The 26,309-nt window shown below is 48.1% G+C and carries 24 protein-coding genes; 22 read left to right on the top strand and 2 right to left on the bottom strand.

Annotation, left to right across the window (positions count from 1 at the left end):
* Positions 1-52: 52 nt before the first annotated feature.
* The 6 genes from ACXMYH_RS08185 to ACXMYH_RS08210 all read left to right on the top strand — a co-directional run bounded on the left by ACXMYH_RS08185 (position 53) and on the right by ACXMYH_RS08210 (position 5,523).
* Entirely contained in the window at positions 53-1,711 is a 1,659-nt protein-coding gene (locus tag ACXMYH_RS08185; protein ID WP_486554665.1) for an AAA family ATPase, read from the top strand.
* A 103-nt stretch (positions 1,712-1,814) separates the two neighbouring features.
* Positions 1,815-1,952: a hypothetical protein gene (locus ACXMYH_RS08190; RefSeq protein WP_166462275.1), complete on the top strand. Its 138-nt coding sequence runs from the start codon at positions 1,815-1,817 to the stop codon at positions 1,950-1,952.
* A gap of 129 nt (positions 1,953-2,081) precedes the next feature.
* Positions 2,082-2,615: an RNA polymerase sigma factor gene (locus tag ACXMYH_RS08195; protein ID WP_117469642.1), complete on the top strand. Its 534-nt coding sequence runs from the start codon at positions 2,082-2,084 to the stop codon at positions 2,613-2,615.
* A 3-nt stretch (positions 2,616-2,618) separates the two neighbouring features.
* Positions 2,619-3,617, top strand: a complete 999-nt coding sequence (locus ACXMYH_RS08200) for a DUF4367 domain-containing protein (RefSeq protein WP_486554666.1) — start codon at positions 2,619-2,621, stop codon at positions 3,615-3,617.
* A gap of 77 nt (positions 3,618-3,694) precedes the next feature.
* Positions 3,695-3,973: a hypothetical protein gene (locus ACXMYH_RS08205; protein WP_486554667.1), complete on the top strand. Its 279-nt coding sequence runs from the start codon at positions 3,695-3,697 to the stop codon at positions 3,971-3,973.
* 1,292 nt (positions 3,974-5,265) lie between these two features.
* Positions 5,266-5,523: a hypothetical protein gene (locus tag ACXMYH_RS08210; protein ID WP_329752611.1), complete on the top strand. Its 258-nt coding sequence runs from the start codon at positions 5,266-5,268 to the stop codon at positions 5,521-5,523.
* 110 nt (positions 5,524-5,633) lie between these two features.
* On the opposite strand, the gene rpmB is transcribed toward ACXMYH_RS08210, so the two are convergent.
* The gene (rpmB, locus tag ACXMYH_RS08215) at positions 5,634-5,819 is read right to left on the bottom strand and encodes a 50S ribosomal protein L28 (RefSeq protein WP_015554580.1); all 186 of its coding nucleotides are present in this window, start codon (positions 5,817-5,819) and stop codon (positions 5,634-5,636) included.
* A 252-nt stretch (positions 5,820-6,071) separates the two neighbouring features.
* On the opposite strand from rpmB, the gene ACXMYH_RS08220 reads away from it, so the two are divergent.
* The 16 genes from ACXMYH_RS08220 to ACXMYH_RS08295 all read left to right on the top strand — a co-directional run bounded on the left by ACXMYH_RS08220 (position 6,072) and on the right by ACXMYH_RS08295 (position 25,352).
* The gene (locus tag ACXMYH_RS08220; protein WP_015554579.1) at positions 6,072-6,428 is read left to right on the top strand and encodes an Asp23/Gls24 family envelope stress response protein; all 357 of its coding nucleotides are present in this window, start codon (positions 6,072-6,074) and stop codon (positions 6,426-6,428) included.
* A 16-nt stretch (positions 6,429-6,444) separates the two neighbouring features.
* The gene (locus ACXMYH_RS08225; RefSeq protein WP_329752610.1) at positions 6,445-8,151 is read left to right on the top strand and encodes a DAK2 domain-containing protein; all 1,707 of its coding nucleotides are present in this window, start codon (positions 6,445-6,447) and stop codon (positions 8,149-8,151) included.
* Between the two features lie 220 nt (positions 8,152-8,371).
* On the top strand, positions 8,372-10,426 hold the full coding sequence (recG, locus tag ACXMYH_RS08230; protein ID WP_486554668.1) for an ATP-dependent DNA helicase RecG: 2,055 nt from the start codon (positions 8,372-8,374) through the stop codon (positions 10,424-10,426).
* A 21-nt stretch (positions 10,427-10,447) separates the two neighbouring features.
* Positions 10,448-10,954, top strand: a complete 507-nt coding sequence (locus ACXMYH_RS08235) for an HD domain-containing protein (protein WP_118298154.1) — start codon at positions 10,448-10,450, stop codon at positions 10,952-10,954.
* A gap of 60 nt (positions 10,955-11,014) precedes the next feature.
* Positions 11,015-11,581 (top strand): GNAT family N-acetyltransferase, encoded by a 567-nt coding sequence (locus tag ACXMYH_RS08240; RefSeq protein WP_118532735.1) that lies wholly within the window; start codon positions 11,015-11,017, stop codon positions 11,579-11,581.
* Positions 11,582-11,743: 162 nt separating this feature from the next.
* A complete protein-coding gene (locus ACXMYH_RS08245; RefSeq protein ID WP_486554669.1) occupies positions 11,744-12,703 on the top strand; it encodes a DUF4340 domain-containing protein in 960 nt (319 codons plus the stop codon).
* Between the two features lie 146 nt (positions 12,704-12,849).
* The gene (locus ACXMYH_RS08250; protein ID WP_118298157.1) at positions 12,850-13,392 is read left to right on the top strand and encodes a chromate transporter; all 543 of its coding nucleotides are present in this window, start codon (positions 12,850-12,852) and stop codon (positions 13,390-13,392) included.
* Positions 13,392-13,976: a chromate transporter gene (locus ACXMYH_RS08255; protein ID WP_118321109.1), complete on the top strand. Its 585-nt coding sequence runs from the start codon at positions 13,392-13,394 to the stop codon at positions 13,974-13,976. Before ACXMYH_RS08250 ends, ACXMYH_RS08255 begins: the two co-directional genes overlap by 1 nt.
* Before the next feature lie 319 nt (positions 13,977-14,295).
* Entirely contained in the window at positions 14,296-16,215 is a 1,920-nt protein-coding gene (locus ACXMYH_RS08260; protein WP_118298159.1) for a DNA gyrase/topoisomerase IV subunit B, read from the top strand.
* Positions 16,216-16,229: 14 nt separating this feature from the next.
* On the top strand, positions 16,230-18,476 hold the full coding sequence (locus tag ACXMYH_RS08265) for a DNA gyrase/topoisomerase IV subunit A (RefSeq protein ID WP_486554670.1): 2,247 nt from the start codon (positions 16,230-16,232) through the stop codon (positions 18,474-18,476).
* A gap of 39 nt (positions 18,477-18,515) precedes the next feature.
* Positions 18,516-19,229: a purine-nucleoside phosphorylase gene (gene deoD / locus ACXMYH_RS08270; RefSeq protein ID WP_118532729.1), complete on the top strand. Its 714-nt coding sequence runs from the start codon at positions 18,516-18,518 to the stop codon at positions 19,227-19,229.
* Between the two features lie 143 nt (positions 19,230-19,372).
* Entirely contained in the window at positions 19,373-20,458 is a 1,086-nt protein-coding gene (gene asd, locus ACXMYH_RS08275; RefSeq protein ID WP_118298162.1) for an aspartate-semialdehyde dehydrogenase, read from the top strand.
* Between the two features lie 53 nt (positions 20,459-20,511).
* Entirely contained in the window at positions 20,512-21,561 is a 1,050-nt protein-coding gene (locus ACXMYH_RS08280) for an aldose epimerase family protein (protein WP_486554671.1), read from the top strand.
* Positions 21,562-21,571: 10 nt separating this feature from the next.
* Complete coding sequence (locus ACXMYH_RS08285; RefSeq protein ID WP_486554672.1) at positions 21,572-22,504, top strand: DMT family transporter; 933 nt, start codon at positions 21,572-21,574, stop codon at positions 22,502-22,504.
* A 21-nt stretch (positions 22,505-22,525) separates the two neighbouring features.
* The gene (locus ACXMYH_RS08290) at positions 22,526-24,580 is read left to right on the top strand and encodes a DNA topoisomerase (RefSeq protein WP_118532723.1); all 2,055 of its coding nucleotides are present in this window, start codon (positions 22,526-22,528) and stop codon (positions 24,578-24,580) included.
* Positions 24,581-24,674: 94 nt separating this feature from the next.
* Positions 24,675-25,352 carry an acyltransferase gene (locus ACXMYH_RS08295; RefSeq protein WP_118532721.1) on the top strand — a complete coding sequence of 226 codons (678 nt, stop codon included), beginning with the start codon at positions 24,675-24,677 and terminating at the stop codon, positions 25,350-25,352.
* 275 nt (positions 25,353-25,627) lie between these two features.
* On the opposite strand, the gene upp is transcribed toward ACXMYH_RS08295, so the two are convergent.
* Positions 25,628-26,257 (bottom strand): uracil phosphoribosyltransferase, encoded by a 630-nt coding sequence (gene upp / locus ACXMYH_RS08300; RefSeq protein ID WP_117470249.1) that lies wholly within the window; start codon positions 26,255-26,257, stop codon positions 25,628-25,630.
* Positions 26,258-26,309 lie beyond the last annotated feature (52 nt).

A 26,309-nucleotide genomic window follows, 5' to 3' on the forward strand; every position in this document is an offset into this window, starting at 1 on the left:
TTTATGATAAAATGGTTTTAACGATTTCGGGGTATGAGAGGAGGGAATAAGCGTGACACATTTAAATATCCCGGTAGGAATTTCTGATTTTGCTGAGATCCGGCAGAACGGATATTATTATGTCGATAAGACAGGCCTTATTGCCGAGGTATTAAAAGCTCAGGCAGTAAAAGTGACACTGATTACCCGTCCAAGGAGATTCGGAAAGACATTGGGGATGAGTACTCTGGAAAATTTCTTTAGTATCCGAAAAGACAGTGCGGTATTGTTTCAGGGACTGGGGATCATGAATGCTTCGGCGCTCTGTCAGAAATGGATGAATCAGTGTCCGACGATCTTCCTTTCGTTTAAAGATGTGGATGGCCTGACTTTCGATAGTGCCTACGGAATGTTGGAAGCAACGATTGCTGAATTATTTCGAAAATATACAGACCTTCTGGACAGCGAAAATGTAAATGATTATGACAAAGAAGCTTTTCGCCGTATCTTAAAAGGCGAAGCCGGTACGACCGGAATCAAGAAAAGTCTCTCTCTTCTCATGCGAATGCTGAGTGATCATTATGGAAAACAAGTGGTGCTGTTGCTGGATGAGTATGATGTTCCTGTGGCCAAGGCGAGCAATCACCATTATTATCAGGAAATGTTAGAAGTAGTGAAAGCAATGATGAGCACTGCATTAAAAGACAACAATGCCCTTCAATTTGCAATCATTACCGGCTGCCTGAAGATCGCGAAAGAGAGTATTTTCACCGGAACAAATAATTTCGTGTCAGATACGATCACTTCTTCCAGGCTGAATGAATACTTTGGATTTACGCAAGATGATGTAGACAGGATTTTACGGGATGCGGATGCCAAAGATCATGCAGAGGCGATGAAATATTGGTATGACGGATATCATTTTGGCGATTTTGATGTATATTGTCCGTGGGATGTGATGAATTACCTGTTTGATCTTTCGAACGATCCGAAGGCAAGACCTGCGAGTTACTGGAAGAATACGAGCGATAACGCAATCATCCGCTCCTTTATCGATTATTCGGGGAGCAGTATTACCGGAAAACTGGAAACATTGTTAGCGGGAGGAACGATCTCACAGAAGGTTGAAGAAAACCTCACATACGATCTTCTGCACTCCTCAGAAGAAAATTTGTGGAGCATTCTTTATCTGACCGGCTATCTGACAGGGGTTCGCGGAGAAGATCAGACTACAAAACTTATGATTCCGAACGCGGAGATCCGGGAGATCTTCGAGTCGACTGTCGTAAAGTGGTTTCAGGACAAAGCGAAAGGAACTGACCGAAGAACTCTGTTCCATGCAGTATGGAATGGTGACAGTGAACTTTTGACGCGTGAGATGAGCACGCTGTTGAGAATGACCATCAGCTATCATGATTATAAAGAAGATTTTTATCATGCATTCCTTGCTGGAATCTTCGCCTGTGCGGGGTATATGGTGGAATCCAACCGAGAACACGGTGAGGGACGGAGTGATGTGATCGTATGCGATTCGGAAAACGGACGGCTCGCTGTCTTTGAGGTTAAGTGTTCTGCCGCACTTGAGAAAATGGAAGAAAGCTGTGAAACGGCATTGCGCCAGATCGATGAACGCATGTATGCAAAAGAGTTTGAAGACAGCTATGATCAGGTTCTCTGCTATGGAATTTCTTTCTATAAGAAACGCTGTCTGGTAAAGAAAATTCACTCGTGAACTCGTGAAATTCATGATTACTGGAAAGATACAGAACTGTTGCGAATCATTATCTAAAAGACCGCATAATCTGTCATAGACATTCCTTTTTGGGAGAATGGGTATGAAGCGATTATGCGGTCTTATGCTGTTCTGCGTAGGTTTCGGTATGACCTGGGCGTTAGTGCTGCCGACGACATTTTTCCTTGTACTCACGGCGGCGGCGCTGATGATCGTGGGGTATAATCTGTTTTGTGGGTAAAAATATTAAGCCCGTTAGTATTAGATTCTTATTTTTGTCGACATAAAAACCAAACAAAATATTGTCCCTTGTTGAATGCACTGCACATTATATATTAAATAAATAACAAGAAGCACAGGAGATGGATTTATGCTATTCTTAGTATTATGCACCTTTTCAGAAGATGAGCAGGTTTGGATCGAACAATTATTTAATGAAAATCACACCCTTTTATATAAAGTTTCTTATCAGTTGCTTCAATCAGAAACAGACGCGGAAGACGCTGTTGCACAGGCATTTTTAAATATAATGGAACATTTTGAAAAAATCAGCCAGTTACCACGCCGCGACCAGATTCCCTATAGTGTTATTATTGCAAAGAATGCATCCTATGATATTCTTCGTAAGAAGAAAAAGATGATTCCGGTGGAAGAGTTTTATGAAACAAGGACGGATTCTGGAGTAGAAGAAGCTTTCTTTGAAAAATTCAAGAAGGAGCAGTTGGCGGTGGCATTAGAACATTTAGAAGAAAATGATCGAACACTTCTTATGTTTCGATTTGGTCGTAACATGTCATTAAAAGATATCGCAGTGCTGATGGGAATCTCGGAAGAGACAGCTAAAAAGAGGAGCCAGCGGGCAATAAAAAAACTGAAGAAAAAACTGGAAGAAATTGAGAGGTAAAAAGTGACAAGTATTTTAAGAGAAGTTTGTCGAGAAAGATTGAATCAAGAGTGGGCACAAGCTGATAAGAGTCTAGATAATTACAAAAATGTGATGTCAGAAGAAAGTAAATTGATTGACGAAGGGGAAATTAGAAAAAACATTTTGGATAAGGCAGCAAATAAAATTCTTGCACTCCCATTCCCGGAACAGGCTGTATTTCATCTTTATTATGCTTTTCACTTAGATGACTCGCAGATTAATGAAATTCTCATGATTCCGTATGCTCATGGAATGCGGATTAGTATGTTGAATTACCTTCAAAAATGGACAAGTACTCCAGAAATATTTGCATGTCCAGAAAGCATTTCTCAGATATGCACAATATCACTGACAAAGCTAATGGCTGAGATAAATACAACAGAGGATATCCAACATGTGTATTCTAGACGTTTCAGAAAACAATTACGGAAAATCCATATTACACAACAACCGACAGATCATTTATTTCGTGGAATTTTGCGGGCTGCAGCTGTTTTTCTTGCGATTTCTCTCGGATTTTCAACAGCAATGGTCACAAATGCGGAATTTCGTGGAAAAATTTTGGAATGGATCGTGGAGACATATCCGAAGTATTCTAAAATCGGGTTGGAAGGTATACAAAATAAGCATGTCATAGAGGAAGGGAATAATTTAGGTTCTTTCCAGATTAACTATATTCCAGATGGATATCAATTGGTATATCAGAGCAATCTCCCATTAATGAAAAAATTCAGATATAAAAATTCAGAAAATACCAGTATTACAATACAAGTTTCACCTGGGAATGGGTCAAATAATTATAATACGGAGAATTCAGAAATAAAGTCATGTATGATCGGAGAGAAAAATGTATTATATTGGGAAAAAGATGGAGTCCGAATGTGTGTGATTAAGGAAGGGGAATGGCTGATAAGCGTTGTCACAGAACTTCCATTTAATGAAGTATTCAAAATTGTGGAAAATATAAATTATTGTAATTGACATGTCCCTAAAGTCTCATTTGACCGTTATATAGATGAAAAAGATAAAGGAGGACGTGTTTATGAAAAGACACAAGTATGATAACTGTAACTGTTTCTGTTATATCTATAACAGCAGTGATTGTAGGATATGCCGGAGTTGCAGCCTTTACCGGTGCGGCCAAAAGTAAAGTCAGCAAATGTGCGGCATCTATAAAAGCACTGATTGACGTAGCTGCTAATGATGACGTGGTTACAATGACTTTTCGTTATAAATGCAAAGAGGTGTGGGAGTCTGATTCATCTTATTCTGATGGTGGATTTTGGTTTTTGGGATATGTGACAGACTCTTCATATTTTAAATATACTATTAATTAAAACGCTTATGCTAACTGCTAATATCGCAAAATTATTTATTCCTATTGAGATCTGTTTTGCTGATATGATATTAGTTTTCTATGAAGGCTATTAAAGCAAAAATCAGTTTTTCTAAATCTAATTAAGAAGGTGATACATGCTTTTTTTATTAATAATCACACCTATTGTCCATTTCTTGTTTGCAAAAACAAAGTTCACAATAACGAGAATTATAATTGTATTGCTTCAAGAAATTATACAGACGATGATATGGAAACGGATATATGCAAATCGTACTAAATGGTTTTCGTATTTTCTAATATTATTTGGTACAATAATTCCATATATGCTATATTTAGATAAGGATATTCCTAGTGGTTATATGGCAACTATAATATTAATAGCGCTTTTTTTATGGATAGAACTTCTACAATATCAAAGAAAACTTCTGTTTTTCACTTTTGGTGTATCGATAGCATGTTTATTATTATATTATAAAGGATTTCCAACGAAAATGTGTGAAATATTTCCGTTATTAGTATACTGCATAGAAATATTTCCGTTAATGCTCCAAGCAAAAAAAGAAAAGTAAGGGAATGCCTGACAATAACTCGGATATGAGTGCAGAAACAAGAGTATATCATATATCCTTCGGATAATATAATAGGTTTTGCGATGGAAAGTCCCGAATACTGGTAAAGAATGAATAAAAAGATCGAGCTACTAATAATAGATGCTCACAGAAGTTTTATAGATACGAAAAATAAAGGCACCCTCATTTGAGGATGCCTTTATTTCGATTCCCTATCTTGTTTAGGGCGAATGGATATGAAGCGATTATGCGGTCTCATGCTGTTCTGCGTGGGTTTCGGCATGACCTGGGCCTTGATATTGCCGACAACCTTTTTTCTTGTGATTACGGCGGCAGCGCTTATGATCGTGGGATATAATCTGTTTTGCGGGTAAAACAGGACAGATGAGTGATGCCGGATCTTCAATTCTGATTTTTCGGGCAAAGGAGTCGAAAAAACGGCACACCGCATTCTTGTTACTTTCGTGATGAGCAGGTGTGCCAAAATTTTTTATCAAGACGCAGAGCAGACGTTTGATATATAGGAATGTTTTTGATATAATGTAAACACGGAGTAACTGTTCAGTAGGTCTGCGCACTTGCTGCGCTGACCGTAAGAAAACATAGGCTGGAGGGCAAAAATCCCATCAGCGAAGCTGATTTGGAATGGATTTTTGCGTGTAACTATGAAGGTACTGAATAGTTACAACACGGAAGTATAAAGATGGAGAGGAGGACTTTTATGGGACCAATTTTTGAGGGTGATGGATGGTTCTGCGTGATAGCGATCATTGTTTCGAAGCTTTTAGCGGATATTCCCTGGCTGTCAGATCAACTGAGACTCCCGGGAATCGTGATGATCTCACTGATTTTTGCCCTGTTTTACGGGCCGGAACCAAAGCGGATCTCGAAAAAAATTTTCGTGGGAGGAGTAGTGGCCCTTACGGTCGCTTCGCTGCTTGGAGAGCTGGTCGGGAATTTTATTGGAAAAGGTATCTGAATCGTTCTGTTGGGAATGCAGATCTGAATAAAAAAATATGCGGGCACATGAAAAAGGCACCCTCACATGAGGATGCCTTCATTTCATTTCCCTATCTTGTAAAAGGAGGATTAAGCTCTCTCAACGAGACCGGATCTTAAGCAGGAAGTGCATACATACATCTTGCGGGAGCCGCCGTTAACCTTAACCTTTACAGATTTTACATTCGCGTTCCAGATTTTATTGGATCTTCTATGGGAATGGCTTACTCCATTACCAAAGTGAGCCGCCTTTTCGCAAATAGCACATTTAGCCATGATTCCACCTCCTTAATCATTCATACGGTTGGATGCAAAAATCCATAACATGGATATCATAGCAGAAGATTGCGTATTTTGCAAGCAAAATTTTTAAAAATTTCACATTTTTTTGAAAAATAGGTGGAATCCCATGGACAGAGAAAACGGGATATGGTATATTAAGGTTATCAAAGTTCAATAAGAAAGGAACTTTTGCGCCTTGATATCAGGATACGGCGCTTATTATCAGTAGGAATGGAGGCTTAGAGTATGAAGGGATGTATTAACAATAAAATGGGACAGATCCAGATCGACACCGATGTTATCGCTCTTTATGCCGGCACGACAGCGGTAGAATGCTTTGGAATCGTGGGAATGGCTGCAGTAAGTATGAAAGACGGTCTGGTAAAGCTTTTAAAGAGAGAAAGCCTGACTCACGGAATCAATGTAACGATCAATGATAATGCAATTGAAATCGACTTCCACGTAATCGTATCCTATGGCGTCAGCATCTCGACCGTAGCGGATAACCTGATCGAGAGTGTGAAATACAAAGTAGAAGAGTTCACGGGAATGCCGGTTGAAAAGATCAATATCTTTGTTGAAGGCGTTCGAGTGATAGATTAAGGAGGAAGTAAAATCCATGGAATTAAAGTCCGTAGATGCCGCTCTCTTACAGAAAGCGGTTCTGGCCGCAGCGAAAGGCCTTGAGGCAAAAAAAGAATGGATTAACGAATTAAACGTATTCCCGGTTCCGGACGGTGATACGGGTACGAATATGACTATGACGATCATGGCCGCAGCAAGAGAGGTGGCTGCGATCGAGAATCCGACAATGGAGTCCATCGCGAAGGCTCTCTCATCCGGTTCCTTAAGAGGCGCCCGCGGTAACTCCGGCGTTATCTTATCCCAGTTATTCCGCGGCTTTACAAAGGAGATCAAGGAATCCAATGAGATTACCGTGACAACTCTGGCAAACGCGTTTACCCGCGCGACTGAGACTGCTTATAAAGCAGTTATGAAGCCGAAGGAAGGTACGATCTTAACAGTTGCAAAGGGAATGGCAGAAAAGGCCGTTGATCTTGCGACACAGACTGACGATGTGATCGACTTCCTGACCCAGGTGATCGAGGAAGGTGACTATGTATTAAGCCAGACTCCGGAGATGCTCCCGGTATTAAAACAGGCGGGTGTAGTTGACTCCGGCGGACAGGGTCTGATGCAGGTCATGAAAGGCGGTCTTGACGGTCTTTTAGGAAAAGGGATCCCGTTTGATGCGGTCGCTCCGGCCTCCGGAAATGAAGGATCCGCAAAGCCGAAGGTGGCTGCAGGAAGTGATGATCTTTCCACATCGGATATTAAATACGGCTACTGCACTGAGTTCATCGTAAACGTGGAAAAACCGTACGATATGGAGGAAGAGCAGAAGTTTAAAGGATATCTGGAATCCATCGGTGACTGTGTTGTCGTTGTCTCCGATGACGATATCATCAAAGTCCATGTTCACACGAACCATCCGGGTCTCGCGTTCGAGAAAGGCTTAACCTACGGTTCCCTTTCCAGAATGAAAATCGACAATATGCGCGAGGAGCACCACGAGCGTCTGATCCAGAACGCGTCGAACGTTGCCCAGACACCGGATGCCCCGGCGGAGGCAAAAGAAGAAGCTCCGGCTGCAGATGAGCCGAGAAAGCCATACGGATTTATCGCTGTCTCCATCGGCGAAGGTCTCGGCGAGATCTTTAAGGGGATCGGTGCCGACTATCTGATCGAGGGCGGCCAGACGATGAACCCGAGTACCGAAGATATGTTAAATGCCATCGATAAGGTCAACGCTGACGTGATCTATATCCTTCCGAACAACAAGAACATCATTCTTGCCGCAGAGCAGGCAAAGAGTCTTGTGGAAGATAAGAAGATCTTCGTCGTTCCGTCAAAGACCGTACCGCAGGGAATCGCAGCTCTCATCAACTTCCTCCCGGATCTTTCTCCGGAAGCGAACCTTGAGAACATGACTGCTGAGATGGGACATATCCGTACCGGCCAGATCACCTACGCAGTCCGCAATACAAACATTGACGGAATGGAGATCCACGAGGGCGATATCATGGGAATCGGCGATTCCGGCATGCTGGCAGTCGGTCAGGATGTGGAGGAGACGGTTCTTGAAACCTTAAAACGCATGGTGGATGATGAATCAGAACTCATCAGCGTCTACTACGGCGAAGATGTGACGGAAGAGAAAGCCGAAGCGCTCGTAAAGAAGGCGCAGGAAGCATTCCCGAACTGTGAAGTGGAATTAAACGACGGCGGTCAGCCGATCTATTATTACCTGCTCTCTGTAGAGTAAGCAGAAAAGTGTCCCGGAAATTGCAGGAACCGCTCAGAGTGTTTCTGTACGATCCTGTATTTCCCGACATATGTACAACGACAGAAAAAGCTGCTCCTTTTGGTCAAGAGACCTGACGAGGCAGCTTTTTCCGTTGCCGCCCGGTTGAAAGGAATAGTCCGCGGCGGATCCTGGCATGCAGATATGAGGCCAGAAGAAATGAGAAAGGAGCATGAAACCGATGGCAAACGACCAGTCCATAGAGACCTTAAAAGGGATCGGAGAAAAAACAGCAAAACTTTTTGAGAAAGTCGGGATCCGCACCATCGATGACCTGCTCCATTACTATCCGAAGGGATATGACACGTACAGGGAGCCGAAGGCGATCGGCGAGCTCTCCGAGGATGAGACCGGCGCTGTAGAGGGCTTTTTAAAGAGCGGAGCGACCGGCGTCCATATCAATGGGCTTTCGATCGTCCAGGCGACGATCAGCGACATGACAGGGAAACTGCGCCTTGTCTGGTATCATATGCCGTACCTGAAAAATACGCTCCGTCCGGACAGTCACTTTATTTTCCGCGGACGTGTGATCCGGAAGAAGAACGGTCTCACAATGGAACAGCCCCAGATGTTTAAACCGGAGGCATATGAGGAACTTTTATCCAGCATGCGCCCGGTCTATGCACAGACAAAAGGTCTTGGAAATAAGACGATCACCTCCGCAGTCGAACAGGCGCTCACGATCCGCACCCTGGAGAGGGATTATCTTCCGGCCAGCTTAAGGATCTCCAACGAACTTGCGGAGTATAATTTTGCGATCGAGCACATCCACTTTCCGGCAAACGAGGAAGACCTGAGATTTGCGAGAAAGCGGCTCGTCTATGACGAGTTCTTCTTCTTTCTTCTGGCTGTGCGCCATTTAAAGGAAAAACGCCAGAACATCCGGAGCCCGTTTCATGTAGAAAAGCAGGAAGAATGCAGAAGACTCCTGAAAGATCTGCCGTACAGGCTCACGAATGCCCAGCTGAGGACCCTGGAGGAGGTGCTGGGAGACTTAAAGAGCGGCTCCGTCATGAACCGCCTGATCCAGGGAGACGTTGGTTCCGGCAAGACGATCATCGCGGTCCTGGCACTCCTGGCGGTCTGTGAAAATGGGTATCAGGGCGCGCTGATGGTCCCGACTGAAGTCCTCGCGAGACAGCACTATGAGTCTGTGGCGGAATTGTTTGCCGCACATGGAGTCGAAAAGGAAGTGGTGCTCATCACCGGATCCATGACGGCAAAGGAAAAACGGCTTGCCTACGAAAAGGTTGCTTCGCACGAAGCGGATATCATCATCGGCACGCATGCCCTGATCCAGGAGAAGGTCGTCTATGACAATCTGGCGCTCGTCATCACGGATGAGCAGCACCGTTTCGGCGTCGCCCAGCGGGAAATGTTTGGAAGCAAGGGACAGTTGCCGCATGTGCTCGTCATGAGCGCGACGCCAATCCCGAGGACCCTGGCGATCATCCTGTACGGGGATCTCGACATCTCTGTAATTGATGAACTTCCGGCGAACCGTCTCCCGATCAAAAACTGCGTGGTCGACAAGAGCTACCGCCCGCGCGCCTACCGTTTTATCGAAAACGAGGTAAAAAATGGGCGCCAGGCATACGTGATCTGCCCGATGGTGGAGGAGAGCGAGATGATCGAGGCGGAGAATGTCCTGGACTACACGAAGATTTTAAGGGAAAATCTGCCGGGGATCCGGGTCGAATACCTCCACGGAAAGATGAAGGGAAAAGAGAAGAATAAGATCATGGAAGAATTTGCCGCAGGAAATATCCAGGTCCTGGTCTCCACCACCGTTATCGAGGTCGGCGTCAATGTGCCGAACGCAACGGTGATGATGATCGAGAATGCCGAACGGTTCGGTCTTGCACAGCTCCACCAGCTTAGGGGGCGCGTCGGGCGCGGAGACAAGCAGTCCTACTGCATCATGGTCAACGCGTCCGGAAACAAGGAGAAGAACCGGCGTCTGGAGGTCCTAAATAAATCCAACGACGGATTTTACATCGCTTCCGAGGATCTCAAACTCAGGGGCCCGGGGGATCTCTTCGGGATCCGCCAGAGCGGCGATCTCGAATTCCAGCTGGCGGATATCTATACGGATGCCGTGACACTGAAAAAGGTGTCCGAGGATGTGAATCGGCTTCTGGCGAGGGATGAGAACCTGGAAGAGGAAGAAAACCGGGAACTGAGAAAGCGGCTTGACCGGTTTATGGAAGAGAAGTACGAGAAGCTGAATTTATAGAAAAAGAGGAGAATGACACACATGACAAGACTTGATGAACTCTTATATGAAATGACACGCTATGACGATAAGGATGTACGACGGATCCAGCACTTTTTAAAGGTGCATGAGTTTGCGAGACTGATCGGTCTCGCGGAGAACCTCGATCCATACACCCAGGAGGTCCTGGAGGCCGCAGCGATCGTTCATGATATCGGAATTCACAAGGCAGAAGAGAAATATGGACGGAATACCGGAAAATATCAGGAGATGGAAGGTCCGGGAGAGGCACGGACGATGCTCACGGCGCTTTCCTGGCCGCAGGAGGTCATTGACCGCGTCTGCTATCTCGTGGGACACCACCATACCTACGACAACATTGACGGAATGGATTACCAGATCCTCGTGGAGGCGGACTTCCTTGTCAACCTCTTTGAGGACGGCTCCACGCCGGATATGCAGAAAAACGTATTTATCCGGAATTTCCGGACGGAGGGCGGAAAACGCCTGTTCCGCCTGATGTTCGAGAGCGGAGAAAACGAAAAATAAACCGCCTGGACCCAATGGTGCCGGGCGGCAACGACGATTGAAAGTAAGAGGAAAGAATCTATGATGATCGAACTGAAACAGGTATTTTCAGGAAAGCGCCTGGAGGAGGTCCATGCACTCTATGAGACCGCCTTCCCAGCATGTGAGAAAAAGCCGTTTTCCATGATCACCGCCGGTCAGGAGACAGGACTTGTCGAGATCCTGGCGATCGAGGAGAATAACGGATTTCTCGGTCTCGCCATCATGGCGAAAGCGGGAGACCGCGTCCTGCTCGATTATTTTGCGATCGCTGATCAGGCGCGCGGACATGGCGTGGGATCCGCAGCACTTAGGGCACTTCGCGGGAAATATCAGGGCATGCGGCTCATCATTGAGATCGAGAGTACAAAATGTGTGGATGAGGAGGAACTTTTCCTTCGTACACGCCGGAAGAAGTTCTATCTCCGGAATGGGTTCACGATGCTGCCCTACGATATCGATCTCTGGGGAACCGAGATGGAGATGCTGTCGAACGGAATGCCGTGCTCCTATGAGGAATATCTGGATATCTACACGACTGCGTTCGGGGAAGAGGTCTCGGACCGGATCCACTTTTTGCGGGAGGTTCCGGCGGCGGAGGAAATCTGATCACAGATAGAGCAGAAATGATCCGCATGGGACCGCGTGATCAGGGATATTGCCGCTGTGGAAAGAAAAGGTATGGCAAATTCACAAAAAGTACACAGTGGTGTGCTATAGTTGGCACAAATAAAGCTTTGCCAACAATTAACGATGAGAGGATTACAAAATATGAAAAAACATGTATTATTAGGAGCACTGCTCCTGACTGCAGCACTTTCTGCAAGCATTACCGGCTGTTCTTCTTCCGGCACAAAAGAATCCGGCTCTCCAAAGGTGGAAATCGCTGAGATCCGTGATGAGACCGTGGAACCTGACTTTTCCGGCGCTGATATCGAGGTATATTCCTTAAATGCACCGATCGACTTCGATTATTCCAGTGCGGACACCGACATGATCTTTAAAAAGAAGGACGGAGTATGGCTGGATGCCATGGATTCCGCGATCCCGATCAATCAGGATAAATTTGATGCGATGGCCCGGAACTTCTTAAATCTCCACGCAGTTTCCGAGATCGCGGATGCAGACGGCAGTGATCTTTCTTCTTACGGGCTGAGCGAACCGGCATATACGGTTACGATCACAGATGGAGAAAAAGGAGCAATCACCATGGATATCGGAAATCAGGACGCCGATGGCAATTATTACCTTTCCGATGAAAAGAAGATCTACACGATAAAGGCTGCCACCGTGGATTCCCTGGTATTCGATTACTCTACACTTGTTGTCCGTGACGGTCTTGATCTTCAGATCTCCCCATCGGATATTCAGAGTGTCTCCATCACAATGGATGGAAAGACAACGACCATCAGCAGCTCCGATACGGAAGCGATGACGAAGATCGCAGACGGGATCAACAACCTCAAGGCATTTGATTATGCGAGCTATCATATCCTGAGTCAGGAACTTACAAATGCAGATCTGACGACGGATACGCGCAACACCTTCCAGGCAGAGCTTACGGTAAACGGAGAGAAGAAATCTCTCATAGTCTATGTCGGAACCTATGCAAATCCAGATCAGACATACCGTTATATCCAGCTTGACGCTTCCAACATGATCATGGTGGTCGACAATAATGTCGTTTTGAATCTTTTAAACGGAATGATCCCGGAAAAAGATCTTCAGTAATGCGGAAGAGACTTGTTTTGCAAAGTTTCTGAAAATTTTTCAGGTCAGAAGGCAAGGAAAAGGAGAGAGAATCTACCTTTTCCTTGCCTTTTTTTCTTGTTTGAGCTATTATAATACATAACTTTGAAAATAAAGGAGAGAAAAACATGAATCGATTACTCGATCTCTTCCTTACGTTTGCCAGAATCGGCGGTCTTACCTTTGGCGGCGGATATGCGATGCTTCCGATCCTCCAGAGAGAAGTCGTTGAGAAAAAAAAATGGACAACGGAAGAAGAACTTATGGACTATTACGCGATCGGACAGTGTACTCCGGGCGTTATCGCGGTAAATACAGCGACTTTCGTCGGTCAGGGACTCGCAGGTCCGATCGGCGGTATTGTTGCAACCCTGGGAGTTGTATTCCCGTCCCTGATCATCATCACGGTCATCGCAGCGTTTATCCAGAACTTCGCACACCTTGCGATCGTCCAGAACGCTTTCGCGGGGATCCGTGTCTGTGTCTGCGTCCTGATCTTCAATGCGGTCGTAAAGCTCTGGAAAAAAGCGGTCGTCGATAAGCCGACACTTGTGATCTGCGTGCTCGTGATCCTCGGCTCCGCGCTGACAGATCTTTCCCCGATCGTATTTGTAATTTTTGCGGCGGTTGTTGGAATTATCCTGAAGAATAAGGAGGTGGCTTCCAAATGATGATCCTGATCCGATTATTCTTCGAATTTTTCAAAGCCGGACTCTTCGCGATCGGCGGCGGAATGGCGACACTGCCGTTCCTCTATAATATCTCCGACAAGACCGGATGGTTCACTTACGGACAGCTTGCCGATATGGTGGCGATCTCCGAGTCCACACCGGGACCGATGGGCGTCAACATGGCAACCTATGTCGGCTTTACAACGGCCGGACCGGTCGGCGCAGTCATTGCCACACTCGGTCTGATCACACCGTCGATCATCGTGATCCTGATCATTGCCGGCTTCTTAAAGGCATTTAAGACAAACAAATATGTCCAGAACGCCTTTTACGGTCTCCGCCCGGCCTCCACAGGCCTGATCGCGGCGGCAGGACTTTCCGTCCTTTCACTGGTCCTTCTTCATAAGGACGCCTTCGCGGCGAGCGGAAAGATCACAGACCTGATCAGTATCCGCAGCATCGTCCTTCTCGTGGTGCTCTACTATTTCACCGCGATCTGCAAAAAAACAAAAGGACTTCACCCGGTAGCGTTCATCGCGGCTTCCGCTGTGATCGGGATCGTACTCCGGTTCGGTGGAGTATAAATTTCAGTACATCAGCCTGTGGGGGATCTTCCGCAGGCTTTTTATTTACGCGAACAGCGAGCCAAAGTCCGCGCTTGCGCGAGACCCTGGCGACTGTCGCGATAACAAGGGGAAACCCGCGAAGCGTGTTTTCATCTGCTTTTCGAATATATGTTCGATAGAAAACACTTGCAATTCTGGAAGTTTTGAGTGTATAATAGGAAAAGCTGACTACAAAACATGGCCGGAGCATTATGCAGCGGCCACGAAAATAAAAATGAAACTGCGGCGGGGAAATGCTCTCTGCCGCAGTTTATGACTTATAATTGGAGGTCTTTACATGGCGAAAGCACAGTATAATGCTGACAGTATCACCGTACTGGAAGGACTGGAGGCAGTCCGCAAACGTCCCGGAATGTACATCGGAGGCGTTGGAACTAAGGGCTTAAACCATTTGATATACGAAATCGTCGACAATGCGGTGGACGAGCACCTGGCCGGATTCTGTACAGAGATCACGGTAACGCTGGAGGCGGACGGATCCTGTACCGTAAAAGACAACGGCCGCGGGATCCCGGTGGAGATGCACAAAAAAGGCGTCTCCGCAGAGCGCGTGGTCCTCTCAACTCTTCACGCGGGCGGAAAATTCGACAATAATTCCTATAAGACCAGCGGCGGACTTCACGGCGTCGGTTCTTCTGTTGTAAACGCTCTGTCGGAACGGATGAAGGTCAAAATTTCCAGAGATGGAAAAGTATATTATGATGAATATGAGAAAGGGCATCCGGTCGTTGAGCTGAAGGACGGTCTTCTTCCGGTGATCGGAAAATCGAAGGAGACGGGAACGGAGATCAACTTCCTGCCGGATCCAACAATCTTTGAGAAGACAAAATTCAAGGCGGAGTGGCTGAAGAGCCGCCTTCATGAATCTGCATACTTAAACCCGAAGCTGATCCTTCACTATGTAAATAAACGTGCGGGCGAAGAGGAAAGCGTAACTTACCATGAGCCTGACGGGATCGTCGCTTATGTCCGTGAACTGAACAACGGAAAAGAACCGATCCATGAGCCGGTATATTTTAAGGGCAGTGTAGACCAGATCGAAGTGGAAGTCGCATTCCAGTTTGTGGACGCCTTTGAGGAGAATATCCTCGGATTCTGCAACAACATCTTTACCCAGGAGGGCGGATCCCACCTGGTGGGCTTTAAGACGAAATTTACCCAGCTGATCAACTCCTACGCGAGGGAACTCGGCATCTTAAAGGAGAAAGACAGCAACTTTACCGGTGCTGACACGAGAAACGGCATGACGGCCGTTGTCGCCGTAAAACACCCGGATCCGATCTTTGAGGGACAGACAAAGACAAAACTTGCCAGTGCCGATGCGACAAAGGCCGTGTTCACGATGACAGGGGAGGAGCTGGAGCGCTTCTTTGACCGTAACCTTGACACCTTAAAAGCGATCATCGCCTGTGCAGAAAAATCCGCGAAGATCCGGAAAGCGGAGGAAAAAGCAAAGACAAACATGCTCTCCAAGTCAAAGTTCTCCTTCGACAGCAACGGAAAACTTGCAAACTGCGAGAGCCGTGATCCGTCGAAATGTGAGATCTTCATCGTCGAGGGAGATTCCGCCGGCGGTTCCGCAAAGATGGGAAGAAACCGTCAGTTTCAGGCGATCCTGCCGATCCGCGGAAAGATCTTAAACGTGGAAAAGGCATCGATGGACAAGGTTCTGGCAAACGCCGAGATCAAGACGATGATCAACGCGTTCGGCTGCGGATTTTCTGAAGGTTATGGAAATGACTTTGATATCACAAAACTGAAATATGATAAGATCGTCCTGATGACCGATGCCGATGTGGACGGAAGCCATATCGACACCCTGCTCCTGACGTTCCTCTACCGCTTTATGCCGGAGCTGATCTACGACGGTCACGTTTATATCGCGATGCCGCCGCTCTACAAGGTCGTTCCGAAGCGCGGGGAAGAGCGCTATCTGTACGATGACAAGGCGTTAGAAGAGTACAGAAGGAGCCATTCCGGGGACTTTACGCTTCAACGCTACAAAGGTCTCGGTGAGATGGACGCGGACCAGCTCTGGGAGACGACTTTAAACCCGGAAAACCGTGTCTTAAAGCGGGTGGAGATCGAAGATGCCCGTATGGCGAGTGAGGTGACGGAGCTTCTGATGGGAAGCGATGTCCCGCCGAGAAAGAAATTTATCTATGATCATGCCGATGAGGCGGAGATCGACGCATAAAAGGAGAAGTTACCATGTCTGAAAAAATATTGCGAACTGAATATTCGGAGGAGATGCAGAAGAGCTATCTGGACTACTCCATGAGCGTCATCACCTCACGAGCGATCCCGGATGCCAGGGACGGTTTAAAGCCGGTACAGCGCCGAGTTCTCTATGATATGAGCGAGCTCCATCTGGACCACGACAAGCCGCACCGGAAATCGGCCCGTATCGTCGGCGATACGATGGGTAAATATCATCCGCACGGTGACAGCTCGATCTATGAGACGTTAGTCGTATTATCCCAGGATTTCAAAAAAGGAATGGCTCTGGTGGATGGTCACGGAAACTTCGGCTCGATCGAAGGTGACGGCGCTGCAGCCATGCGATACACTGAGGCGCGCTTAAAGAAGTTCGCGGAAGAAGTTTATTTAAAAGATCTTGATAAGACCGTGGATTTCGTCTCGAACTACGATGAGACGGAAAAAGAGCCGGAAGTCCTTCCGGTCCGTGTGCCGAACCTTCTCGTAAACGGCGCGGAGGGAATCGCAGTCGGAATGAGCACCAGCATCCCGACCCACAATCTGGGCGAAGTGATCGATGCGGTGAAGGCGTATATCGACAACCGCCTTCTCACCGTGGAAGAACTGATGGAATATATGCCGGGACCGGATTTCCCGACCGGAGGTATTATCGCGAACAAGAGCGATCTTTTACAGATCTATGAAACCGGGACCGGAAAGATCAAGCTCCGCGGAAAGATCGAGGTGGAGCTCGGAAGAAGAAAAGCGGACCGCGACAAGCTCGTGATCACAGAGATCCCATACACGATGATCGGCGCCGGGATCAACAAACTGCTCGTCGATATCGCCGATCTCGTGGAGACGAGAAAACTCACCGATGTGGTGGACATCTCGAACCAGTCAAACAAAGAAGGCATCCGAATCGTCCTGGAGCTCAAGAAGGACGCCGATGTCAATAAGATCAAGGCGCTCCTCTACAAGAAGACGAAGCTGGAGGACACTTACGGCGTCAATATGCTGGCGATCGATGAGGGACGCCCGGAGACGATGAACCTCAAACAGATCTTAAATACGTTCCTGGAATTCCAGTACCGGAATATGACGAAGAAGTACAATGTGCTCCTCGAAAAGGAACTGGAGAAGAAAGAGGTTCAGGAAGGTCTCATCGAGGCCTGCGACGTGATCGACCTGATCATCGCCGTACTCCGCGGCTCAAAGAACATGAAGGACGCGAAGGAATGCCTGATGACGGGAAATACCGAAAAGATCAGATTCCGTGTGCCGGGCTTTGAGGAGGATGCAAAGAATCTTCACTTTACCGAGCGCCAGGCGACAGCGATCCTCGAGATGCGCCTCTATAAGCTGATCGGCCTCGAGATCCTTGCACTCCAGAAATCGTATAAAGAGACCCTGCGGAAGATCCGGGAATATCAGCATATCCTCTCCAACCAGAAAAACATGGACGTTGTCATCAAGGAAGATCTCGATGCGATCAAGGCAGAGTTCGCAGAGCCGAGAAGAACACTCATCGAGGACGGCGAGGAGATGGTCTATGTGGAGGCGAAGGAAGCAGCGAAGGAAGTGATCTTCGTTATGGACCGCTTCGGCTACTGCAAGACGATGGACCGCTCCATCTATGAGAGAAACCAGGAAACGGTGGACAGCGAGAATGTCCGCGTCCTCCCGGTGATGACAGATGATAAACTCTGCATGTTCTCTGATACCGGAACCATGTATCAGGTGAAAGTCGCCGAGTTCCCTGCGCTCAAAATGAAGGATAAAGGAATCCCTATCGAGAATGTCAGCAAATTTGACGGCAAGACGGAGACACTTCTCTTTATGCTTCCGGCTTCCGGCCTTGCAGGGAAAAAGTTCCTGTTCGCGACATCCCAGGCATCCGTAAAGATCGTTCCCGGTGAGGAATTTATGACGGCAAACAAGACCGTTGTCGCAACGAAGCTCGCCGAAGATGATAAACTTGTGGAGATCCGGGAAATCGGCACGGAAGTCGACGTGGAGCGAGATGTGGTTCTCCAGACTGTGGATGGAATGTTCTTAAAATTCCCGCTCGCGGAGATCCCGGAACTTAAAAAGAACAGCCGCGGCGTTCGCGGGATCCGTCTCGAAAAGGAAGATACGCTGGAACATGTCTATCTGCCGGATGTCGACGGAACTGCTCACTATAAAGGAAAAGAAGTTGCCCTCGGACGGTTAAAAGCCGCAAAGAGGGATGGAAAAGGGACGAAAGTTCGGTTATAATATATAGGAATAGCATTCGATAAAAAAGGAGGAACTACCATGAACGTACCAACACCTCATATCGCAGCAAAAGAAGGCGAGATCGCACCTTCCATCTTACTTCCGGGCGATCCGCTCCGTGCAAAATTTATCGCTGAGAATTTCCTTGCAGGAGCAAGACAGTTTAATGCCACAAGAAATATGTTCGGTTATACCGGATTTTACCGTGATAAACCTGTTTCCGTCATGGGAACGGGAATGGGATGCCCGTCGATCGGAATTTACACCCACGAGCTCATCGAGGGATATGGAGTAAAGAAACTGATCCGTGTAGGCACGACAGGAGCGATCTCCGAAGATGTTCATATCCGTGATCTCGTATTCGCCATGGGCGCGTGCACACAGACAAACTATGTGAAGGAATTCGGACTTCCGGGAGACTTCGCTCCGATCGCAGACTTTGGTCTTTTGATCAAGGCAGTCTTCAATGCGGAGCAGGAAAATCTTCCTTACCATGTAGGAAATGTCCTCACATCGGATCTTTTCTATGAGCCGGAAAAGAAAAAGCATGACGGACTCCAGTTCGCCGATATGGGAGTTCTCGCAGTGGAGATGGAGACAGCTGCTCTCTACGCGAACGCTGCCCTCGGAAAAGCGCGGGCACTCTCCATCTTGACCGTATCCGATTCCATGGTGACAGGAGAGAAGACGACCGCCGAGGAACGCGAGACTTCCTTTGCAGATATGATCCGCGTAGCGCTTGAGGTCATTTAATGCTTGCATTTTTTGTCATTTTGAGTTAGGATAGACATCAACACGAATGTTGCGTACATGGAGACATATGTCCGTGACGGGTGGAAAAATGGCAAGCCGTCAACTGAAGATGACTGTCAGGCAAAGATGAGGAGATATGTGTGATGGAAAAGAAACTTAGAGTTGGTATCCTTGGAGCAACAGGTATGGTAGGACAGAGATTTATCTCTCTCCTTGAAAACCACCCATGGTTTGAAGTGACGACCGTGGCTGCCAGCCCGCGTTCTGCAGGAAAGACATATGAGGAGGCTGTTGGAGGCCGTTGGAAAATGACGACTCCGATGCCGGAAAAAGTAAAAAATTTAGTCGTTATGAATGTAAACGACGTTGATGCCGTATCAAGGACCGTTGATTTCGTATTCAGCGCCGTTGATATGACAAAAGAAGAGATCCGTGCGATCGAGGAAGCTTACGCAAAGACAGAGACACCGGTTGTATCCAACAACAGCGCTCACCGCTGGACACCGGATGTTCCGATGGTGATCCCGGAGATCAACCCGGAGCACTTTGACGTGATCAAATTCCAGAAGCAGAGACTCGGCACAACACGCGGATTCATCGCGGTAAAACCGAACTGCTCGATCCAGAGCTACACTCCGGCCCTCAGTGCATGGAGAGAGTTTGAGCCGTATGAAGTAGTCGCTACTACATACCAGGCGATCTCCGGAGCAGGAAAGACCTTCAAGGACTGGCCTGAGATGGTCGAGAACGTGATCCCGTACATCGGCGGCGAGGAAGAGAAGAGCGAGCAGGAGCCGCTCAGGATCTGGGGCCACTTAGAGGGCGGCGTGATCGTAAAGGCAAAAGAGCCGGTGATCACATGCCAGTGCGTCCGTGTGCCGGTATTAAACGGTCATACAGCTGCTGTATTTGTAAAGTTCAGAAAGAAAGCATCTAAAGAACAGCTCATCGAAAAACTCGTAAACTTCAAGGGACTTCCGCAGGAGTTAGAGCTTCCGAGCGCACCGAAGCAGTTCATCCAGTACATGGAAGAGGACAATCGTCCGCAGGTTAAGCTGGATGTCGATTTCGAGAACGGAATGGGCGTATCCATCGGACGTTTAAGAGAAGATACCGTCTACGACTGGAAGTTCATCGGTCTGTCCCACAATACAGTCCGCGGCGCTGCAGGCGGAGCAGTCCTCTGCGCAGAGCTTCTCACAAAGCAGGGATATATCACAGCAAAATAAAAACAAGGGGCCCGCTTTTTCGCGGGCTCTTTTTACGCAGAGGAGGTATTATCATGTCAGTAACAAAAGAGCATTTTGGGGAGATGCCGGATGGAAGAGAAGTAAGCCTCTACACGATCAAAAATAAAAACGGGCTGATGGCATCCGTCACAGATCTGGGGGCTGTCTGGGTCCGCATGATCGTTCCGGACAAAAACGGGGTTATGGACGATGTGATGCTGGGGTTTGACGATGCTGCCGGTTATTTAAAGAACGGTCCGCACTTCGGTTCCGTCGTCGGTCGTATCGCAAACCGCACCGGAAAAGGAAGATTTTCCCTGAACGGGACCGAATACACACTGGCGATCAATAACGGTCCGAATAATCTCCACAGCGGTCTTGATTACTACGACGCAAGACTCTGGAATGCGAAGGAAGAGTCGGAAAACAGCGTCACTTTTACACTCTTAAGTCCGGACGGGGATCAGGGCTATCCGGGAAACGCCATCGTATCCGTCACCTACACGCTGACTGACGAGGATATGCTGACACTGACTTACCGCGTTCTTTCCGATGCGGATACGCCTGTGAACCTGACAAATCACGGATACTTTAACCTTCTTGGAAACAATGGCGGTTCTGTCCTGGAGCACCAGGCGCGGATCCTTGCCGATTTTTATACTCCGTCCGATGAGACGTCGATCCCGACCGGTGAGATTCTTCCGGTAAAGGGAACTCCGATGGACTTTACGGACTTTCATGTGATCGGAGAGCGGATCGATGAAGATTTCGACCAGCTCGTTCAGGGACATGGCTATGATCATAACTGGTGTCTTTCCCACGTTCGCGGTGATTTGGGTCTTTCCGCGCAGATCTTCTCCGAGGAAAGCGGAAGAGCCATGGATGTCTATACGGATCAGCCGGGGGTCCAGTTCTATACGGCAAACTGGCTGGAGCAGGGGAACGGAAAATCAGGTGCTTTCTACCATGCGAGAACTGCTTTCTGCTTTGAGACCCAGAACTTCCCGGATGCAGTCAACGAGCCTCATTTCCCGTCACCGATCGTAAAAGCTGGAAAAGAGTGGAAATCCGTGACAGGATACCATTTCTATATTCATGAGTAAAGGACCAAAAATGAAAAATTTAAATGAACGCAGCGTCAGGATCCTGGCATCACTGGGGCTGATCCTGACGACCATGATCTGGGGTTTTGCCTTCGTTGTGATGAAGAATTCCGTGGATCTGATCCCGCCGACGTATCTTCTGGCGATCCGTTTTTCCATGTCTGCGGTCCTGCTTGCCCTGTTATTTCATAAAAATCTGTTCGTAGCGGACCGCCAGACGATCCTCTGCGGCGCGATCCTGGGAATATTCCTCTGCCTGTCCTACCAGTTCCAGACTTACGGTCTGAAATACACGACGGCCAGCAAAAACGCCTTTATCACGACCCTGTATGTGATCATTGTACCGTTTTTCTACTGGATCGTCAGCAAAAAGAGACCGACAGGGCGAAATATCGCTGCAGCGTTTATCGCAGTCATCGGTCTCGCACTTTTATCTCTGCAGGGCGACCTCACGATCAATTTCGGAGATTTTCTGACACTGGTGTGCGGTCTGATGTTCGCAGTCCATATGGTATTTATCGACAAATTCACGGAGCACCATGATCCGATCGCACTGACCGTGATCCAGATCCTTGCGGCTGCCATCATCAACTGGATCTGCGCGCCGTTTCTCGACGGATCCTTTGATTTCGCGGTCCTGGCGAATCAGTCTCTGATCGTAGGCCTGCTGTACCTTGCAGTTTTCTCGACGACCGTATCGTATCTCTTACAGAATATCGGTCAGAAATATTTAAGCGCCTCCACATCGGCGATCCTTCTTTCCCTGGAATCTGTGTTTGGGACACTGTTTTCCGTGATCTTCTTAAAGGATGTGCTGACCGGAAAGATGTTAGTCGGATGCGCCCTGATGTTTGCGGCACTAATCCTGTCGGAGCTTCCGCAGAAGAAAAAAATAACGATCCTTTCATCCCGGAGAATTGCGGTCCGGGGTGGGAGAGAATAAGATAACTAGGAAAGAGGTTTCATGGGAAAAGCATTATTTATCGCCGAAAAACCGAGCGTTGCCCAGGAATTTGCGAAGGCCTTAAAGGTTTCCGGGAGAAAAGGAGACGGATATATCGAGTCCGATCAGGCGATCGTGACCTGGTGTGTCGGACATCTGGTGACCATGAGTTACCCGGATGCGTATGATCCGGCCCTGAAACGCTGGAGCATGGAAACTCTGCCGTTTCTTCCGAAAACATTCAAATACCAGGTGATCGACGATGTGAAGAAACAATTTACGATCGTGAGCGGGCTCTTAAACCGGGCGGACGTGGACACGATCTATGTCTGCACTGACTCCGGGCGTGAGGGAGAATATATCTACCGCCTGGTGGAGCAGATGGCAGGCGTAAAAGGAAAAAAACGCCGCCGTGTCTGGATCGACTCCCAGACGGAGGAGGAGATCCTGCGCGGAGTGAGAGAGGCGAAGGACCTCGCAGAGTATGACAATCTCGCGGCGTCCGCATATCTCAGGGCAAAAGAGGATTACCTCATGGGCATCAATTTTTCCAGGGTGCTCACCCTGAAATACGGTCCGTCCGTGGCGTCCTATCTCCGGGAAAAGCGGGCGGTGCTCTCTGTGGGACGCGTGATGACCTGCGTTCTCGGCATGGTCGTCCGCAGGGAACGGGAAATCCGTGAATTCGTAAAGACTCCGTTCTACCGCGTCATCGGCTCCTTCGATGTCCCGGATCACGAGACAGCAGTCATCGAGGCAGAGTGGAGAGCCGTGGAAGGTTCCCGGTATTTTGGAACACCGGCGCTCTACAAGGAGAATGGATTTAAGGAGAAAAAGACGGCGGAAGAGCTGATCCGGTTCCTGAGTGCCGATCCGATGGAGGGAACACTTCTCGCTTTGGACCGGAAAAAAGAGACGAAAAATCCGCCGCTCTTATACAATCTCGCCGAGATCCAGAACGATTGTTCGAAAATGTTCAAGATCAGTCCGGATGAGACTCTAAAGATCATTCAGGAACTCTACGAGAAAAAGCTGGTGACATACCCGAGAACCGATGCACGAGTCCTCTCCACCGCAGTATCGAAGGAGATCTATAAAAATATCGGCGGTCTCCGGAATTTTGCTCCTCTCGCGGATTTTGCCGCGAAGGCACTTGACAGCGGAACATGGAAGCAGATCGCGAAGACAAAATATGTGAATGATAAACAGATCACTGACCACTATGCGATCATCCCGACCGGTCAGGGATTCGGAGCGCTGCGAAGCCTGAATCCGCTGGCTGCAAAGGTGTATGAGCTGATCGGACGCCGGTTTTTGAGCATTTTTTATCCGCCGGCCGTCTACCAGAAGTTTTCCCTGCGGATCGAAAAACAGGGGGAACAGTTCTTTGCAGCCTACAAGGTCCTCGCGGAAGCGGGATATCTGGAAGTTGCGAATGTCCCGTCAAAAAAGAAGGCGGAAAGCAGCGGTAACAGCAAAGCGGAAAATTCCGGTGCGTCCCAGGATTCCCAGGCGGAGGAGCTGGATCCGGGTCATGATGAAAAAGCAAAGGATCTTCTTGCCATGCTCTCCGGGTTGAAAAAGGGACAGAAATTAAAGCTCCTAAAGCTTGAGATAAAAGAAGGCGAGACTTCCCCGCCAAAGCGCTATACGTCCGGTTCCATGATCCTTGCAATGGAAAACGCAGGTCAGCTCATCGAGGATGAAGATCTGCGCGCCCAGATCAAGGGAAGCGGGATCGGAACAAGCGCCACCCGCGCGGAGATCCTGAAAAAGCTGTTCAACATCAAATATCTGGCGTTGGCAAAGAAGACCCAGGTCATCACGCCGACACTCCTCGGAGAGATCGTCTTTGATGTCTGTCAGGCATCCATGAGGCAGCTCTTAAATCCGGAACTCACGGCGAGCTGGGAAAAAGGCCTGACGTATGTGGCGGAGGGAACGATCACGCCGGATGAATACATGGAAAAACTGGAGCGCTTTGTGACACTCCGGACAAACGGCGTCAAACAGACGAACAATGCCTATATGCTGCGTCCTTACTTTGACGCTGCGGCACAATTTTATAAAAAGTAGCAGGAACATGCCTGTAAAAAATGTGCTTTGGCACATTCTCGCGCAGGGTACGGTCGCTTGCGTCGTCTGATCAGACGGCAGATTGGAGAATGATATGAAAAAAGAAGAAACAAAAATCGTGGATCTCTATGATCTTTCCCACACCCAGGCTGCAGACTTCCTTCGCCAGTTCACCTATCCGTGGGAGGCACTGGCCCGTATCAAAGAGTTCATCCTTGAGCTTGGAAAGACACTCCCGGAGGATGAATATGAAAAGCGCGGAGAGACCGTCTGGGTCCACAAGTCTGCAAAGGTGATGCCGAGCGCATATCTCGGTGAGAATATCATCATCGGCAAGGACACGGAAGTTCGCCACTGTGCATTCCTTCGCGGAAATGCGTTGGTCGGAGAGGGCGCTGTTGTCGGAAACTCCACAGAACTCAAAAATGTGATCCTGTTCGATAAGGTGCAGGTTCCTCACTATAACTATGTGGGGGATTCGATCCTCGGATACCGCGCCCACATGGGAGCCGGTTCCATCACTTCAAACGTAAAGTCCGATAAACTGCTTGTCAAAGTCCATGCGGAGGACGGCGATATCGAGACCGGGATCAAGAAATTCGGCGCCATGCTCGGCGATTGCGTGGAAGTTGGATGCGGATCCGTCCTGAATCCCGGCACTGTGATCGGCAGAAACTGCAATATCTACCCGCTGTCCAGCGTCCGCGGATGTGTGGATGAGAACTCTATCTATAAAAAACAGGGCGAGATCGCAAAGAAAGTACAGGAATAACTGTTTTCTCTGAAAACAGATAAAAAGAACAAGTCCCGGCAAACAAGTGAAAACGCGCTTCGCGAGTTTCCCCTTGTTATCGCAACAGTCGCCAAGGTCATGCGCAAGCGCAGACTTTGGCTCGTTGTTCGCGTAAATAAAAAAGGTAAAAGAAAAACCACGATGCCTGCCAAAAAAACAGGTATCGTGGTTTTTGTCTTTTATCTGTTTAAAGCCTGGCATTCGCGATCTTCTCAGGAGAAAAGACCGGAATGTTCCGGATATTCACGGATCAATTACTTTGTTCCGAAGATACGGTCGCCGGCATCACCAAGACCCGGGCAGATGTACGCGTTCTCGTTTAATTCACGGTCGAGATGGCCGACATAGATCTGCACGTCCGGATGTGCCTCATGAAGCTTCTTTACTCCTTCCGGAGCGGCGATGATGCACATAAATTTGATGTGTTTTCCGCCGTGCTGCTTGATAAAGTCGATCGCAGCGACTGCGGAACCGCCGGTCGCGAGCATCGGATCTGTGACAACGATCGTTCTCTGCTCGATCGGATTCGGAAGTTTGCAGAAATATTCGTGCGGCTCATGAGTCTCCTCGTCGCGGTAGAGACCGATATGACCGATCTTTGCGGACGGAACGAGGGAAAGGACACCGTTTACCATTCCAAGACCTGCGCGCAGGATCGGAACGATCGCAAGTTTCTTACCGGCAAGCATCGGAGTCATACAGGTCTCGATCGGAGTCTCGACCTCAACGTCCTCAAGCGGAAGATCGCGGAGCGCCTCATAACCCATCAGGGTTGCGATCTCCTCAACAAGAGTACGGAACTCATTTGTTCCTGTGGTCTTCTTTCTTAACATGGAGATCTTGTGCTGAACCAGCGGGTGGTCAATATACGTTACATTTTCCATTAATAGATACCAGCCTTTCTGTGATCTGCCAAAGTCTATAGACCGATTGGCA

The sequence above is a fragment of the Pilosibacter sp. NGB245 genome, assembly GCF_057397225.1.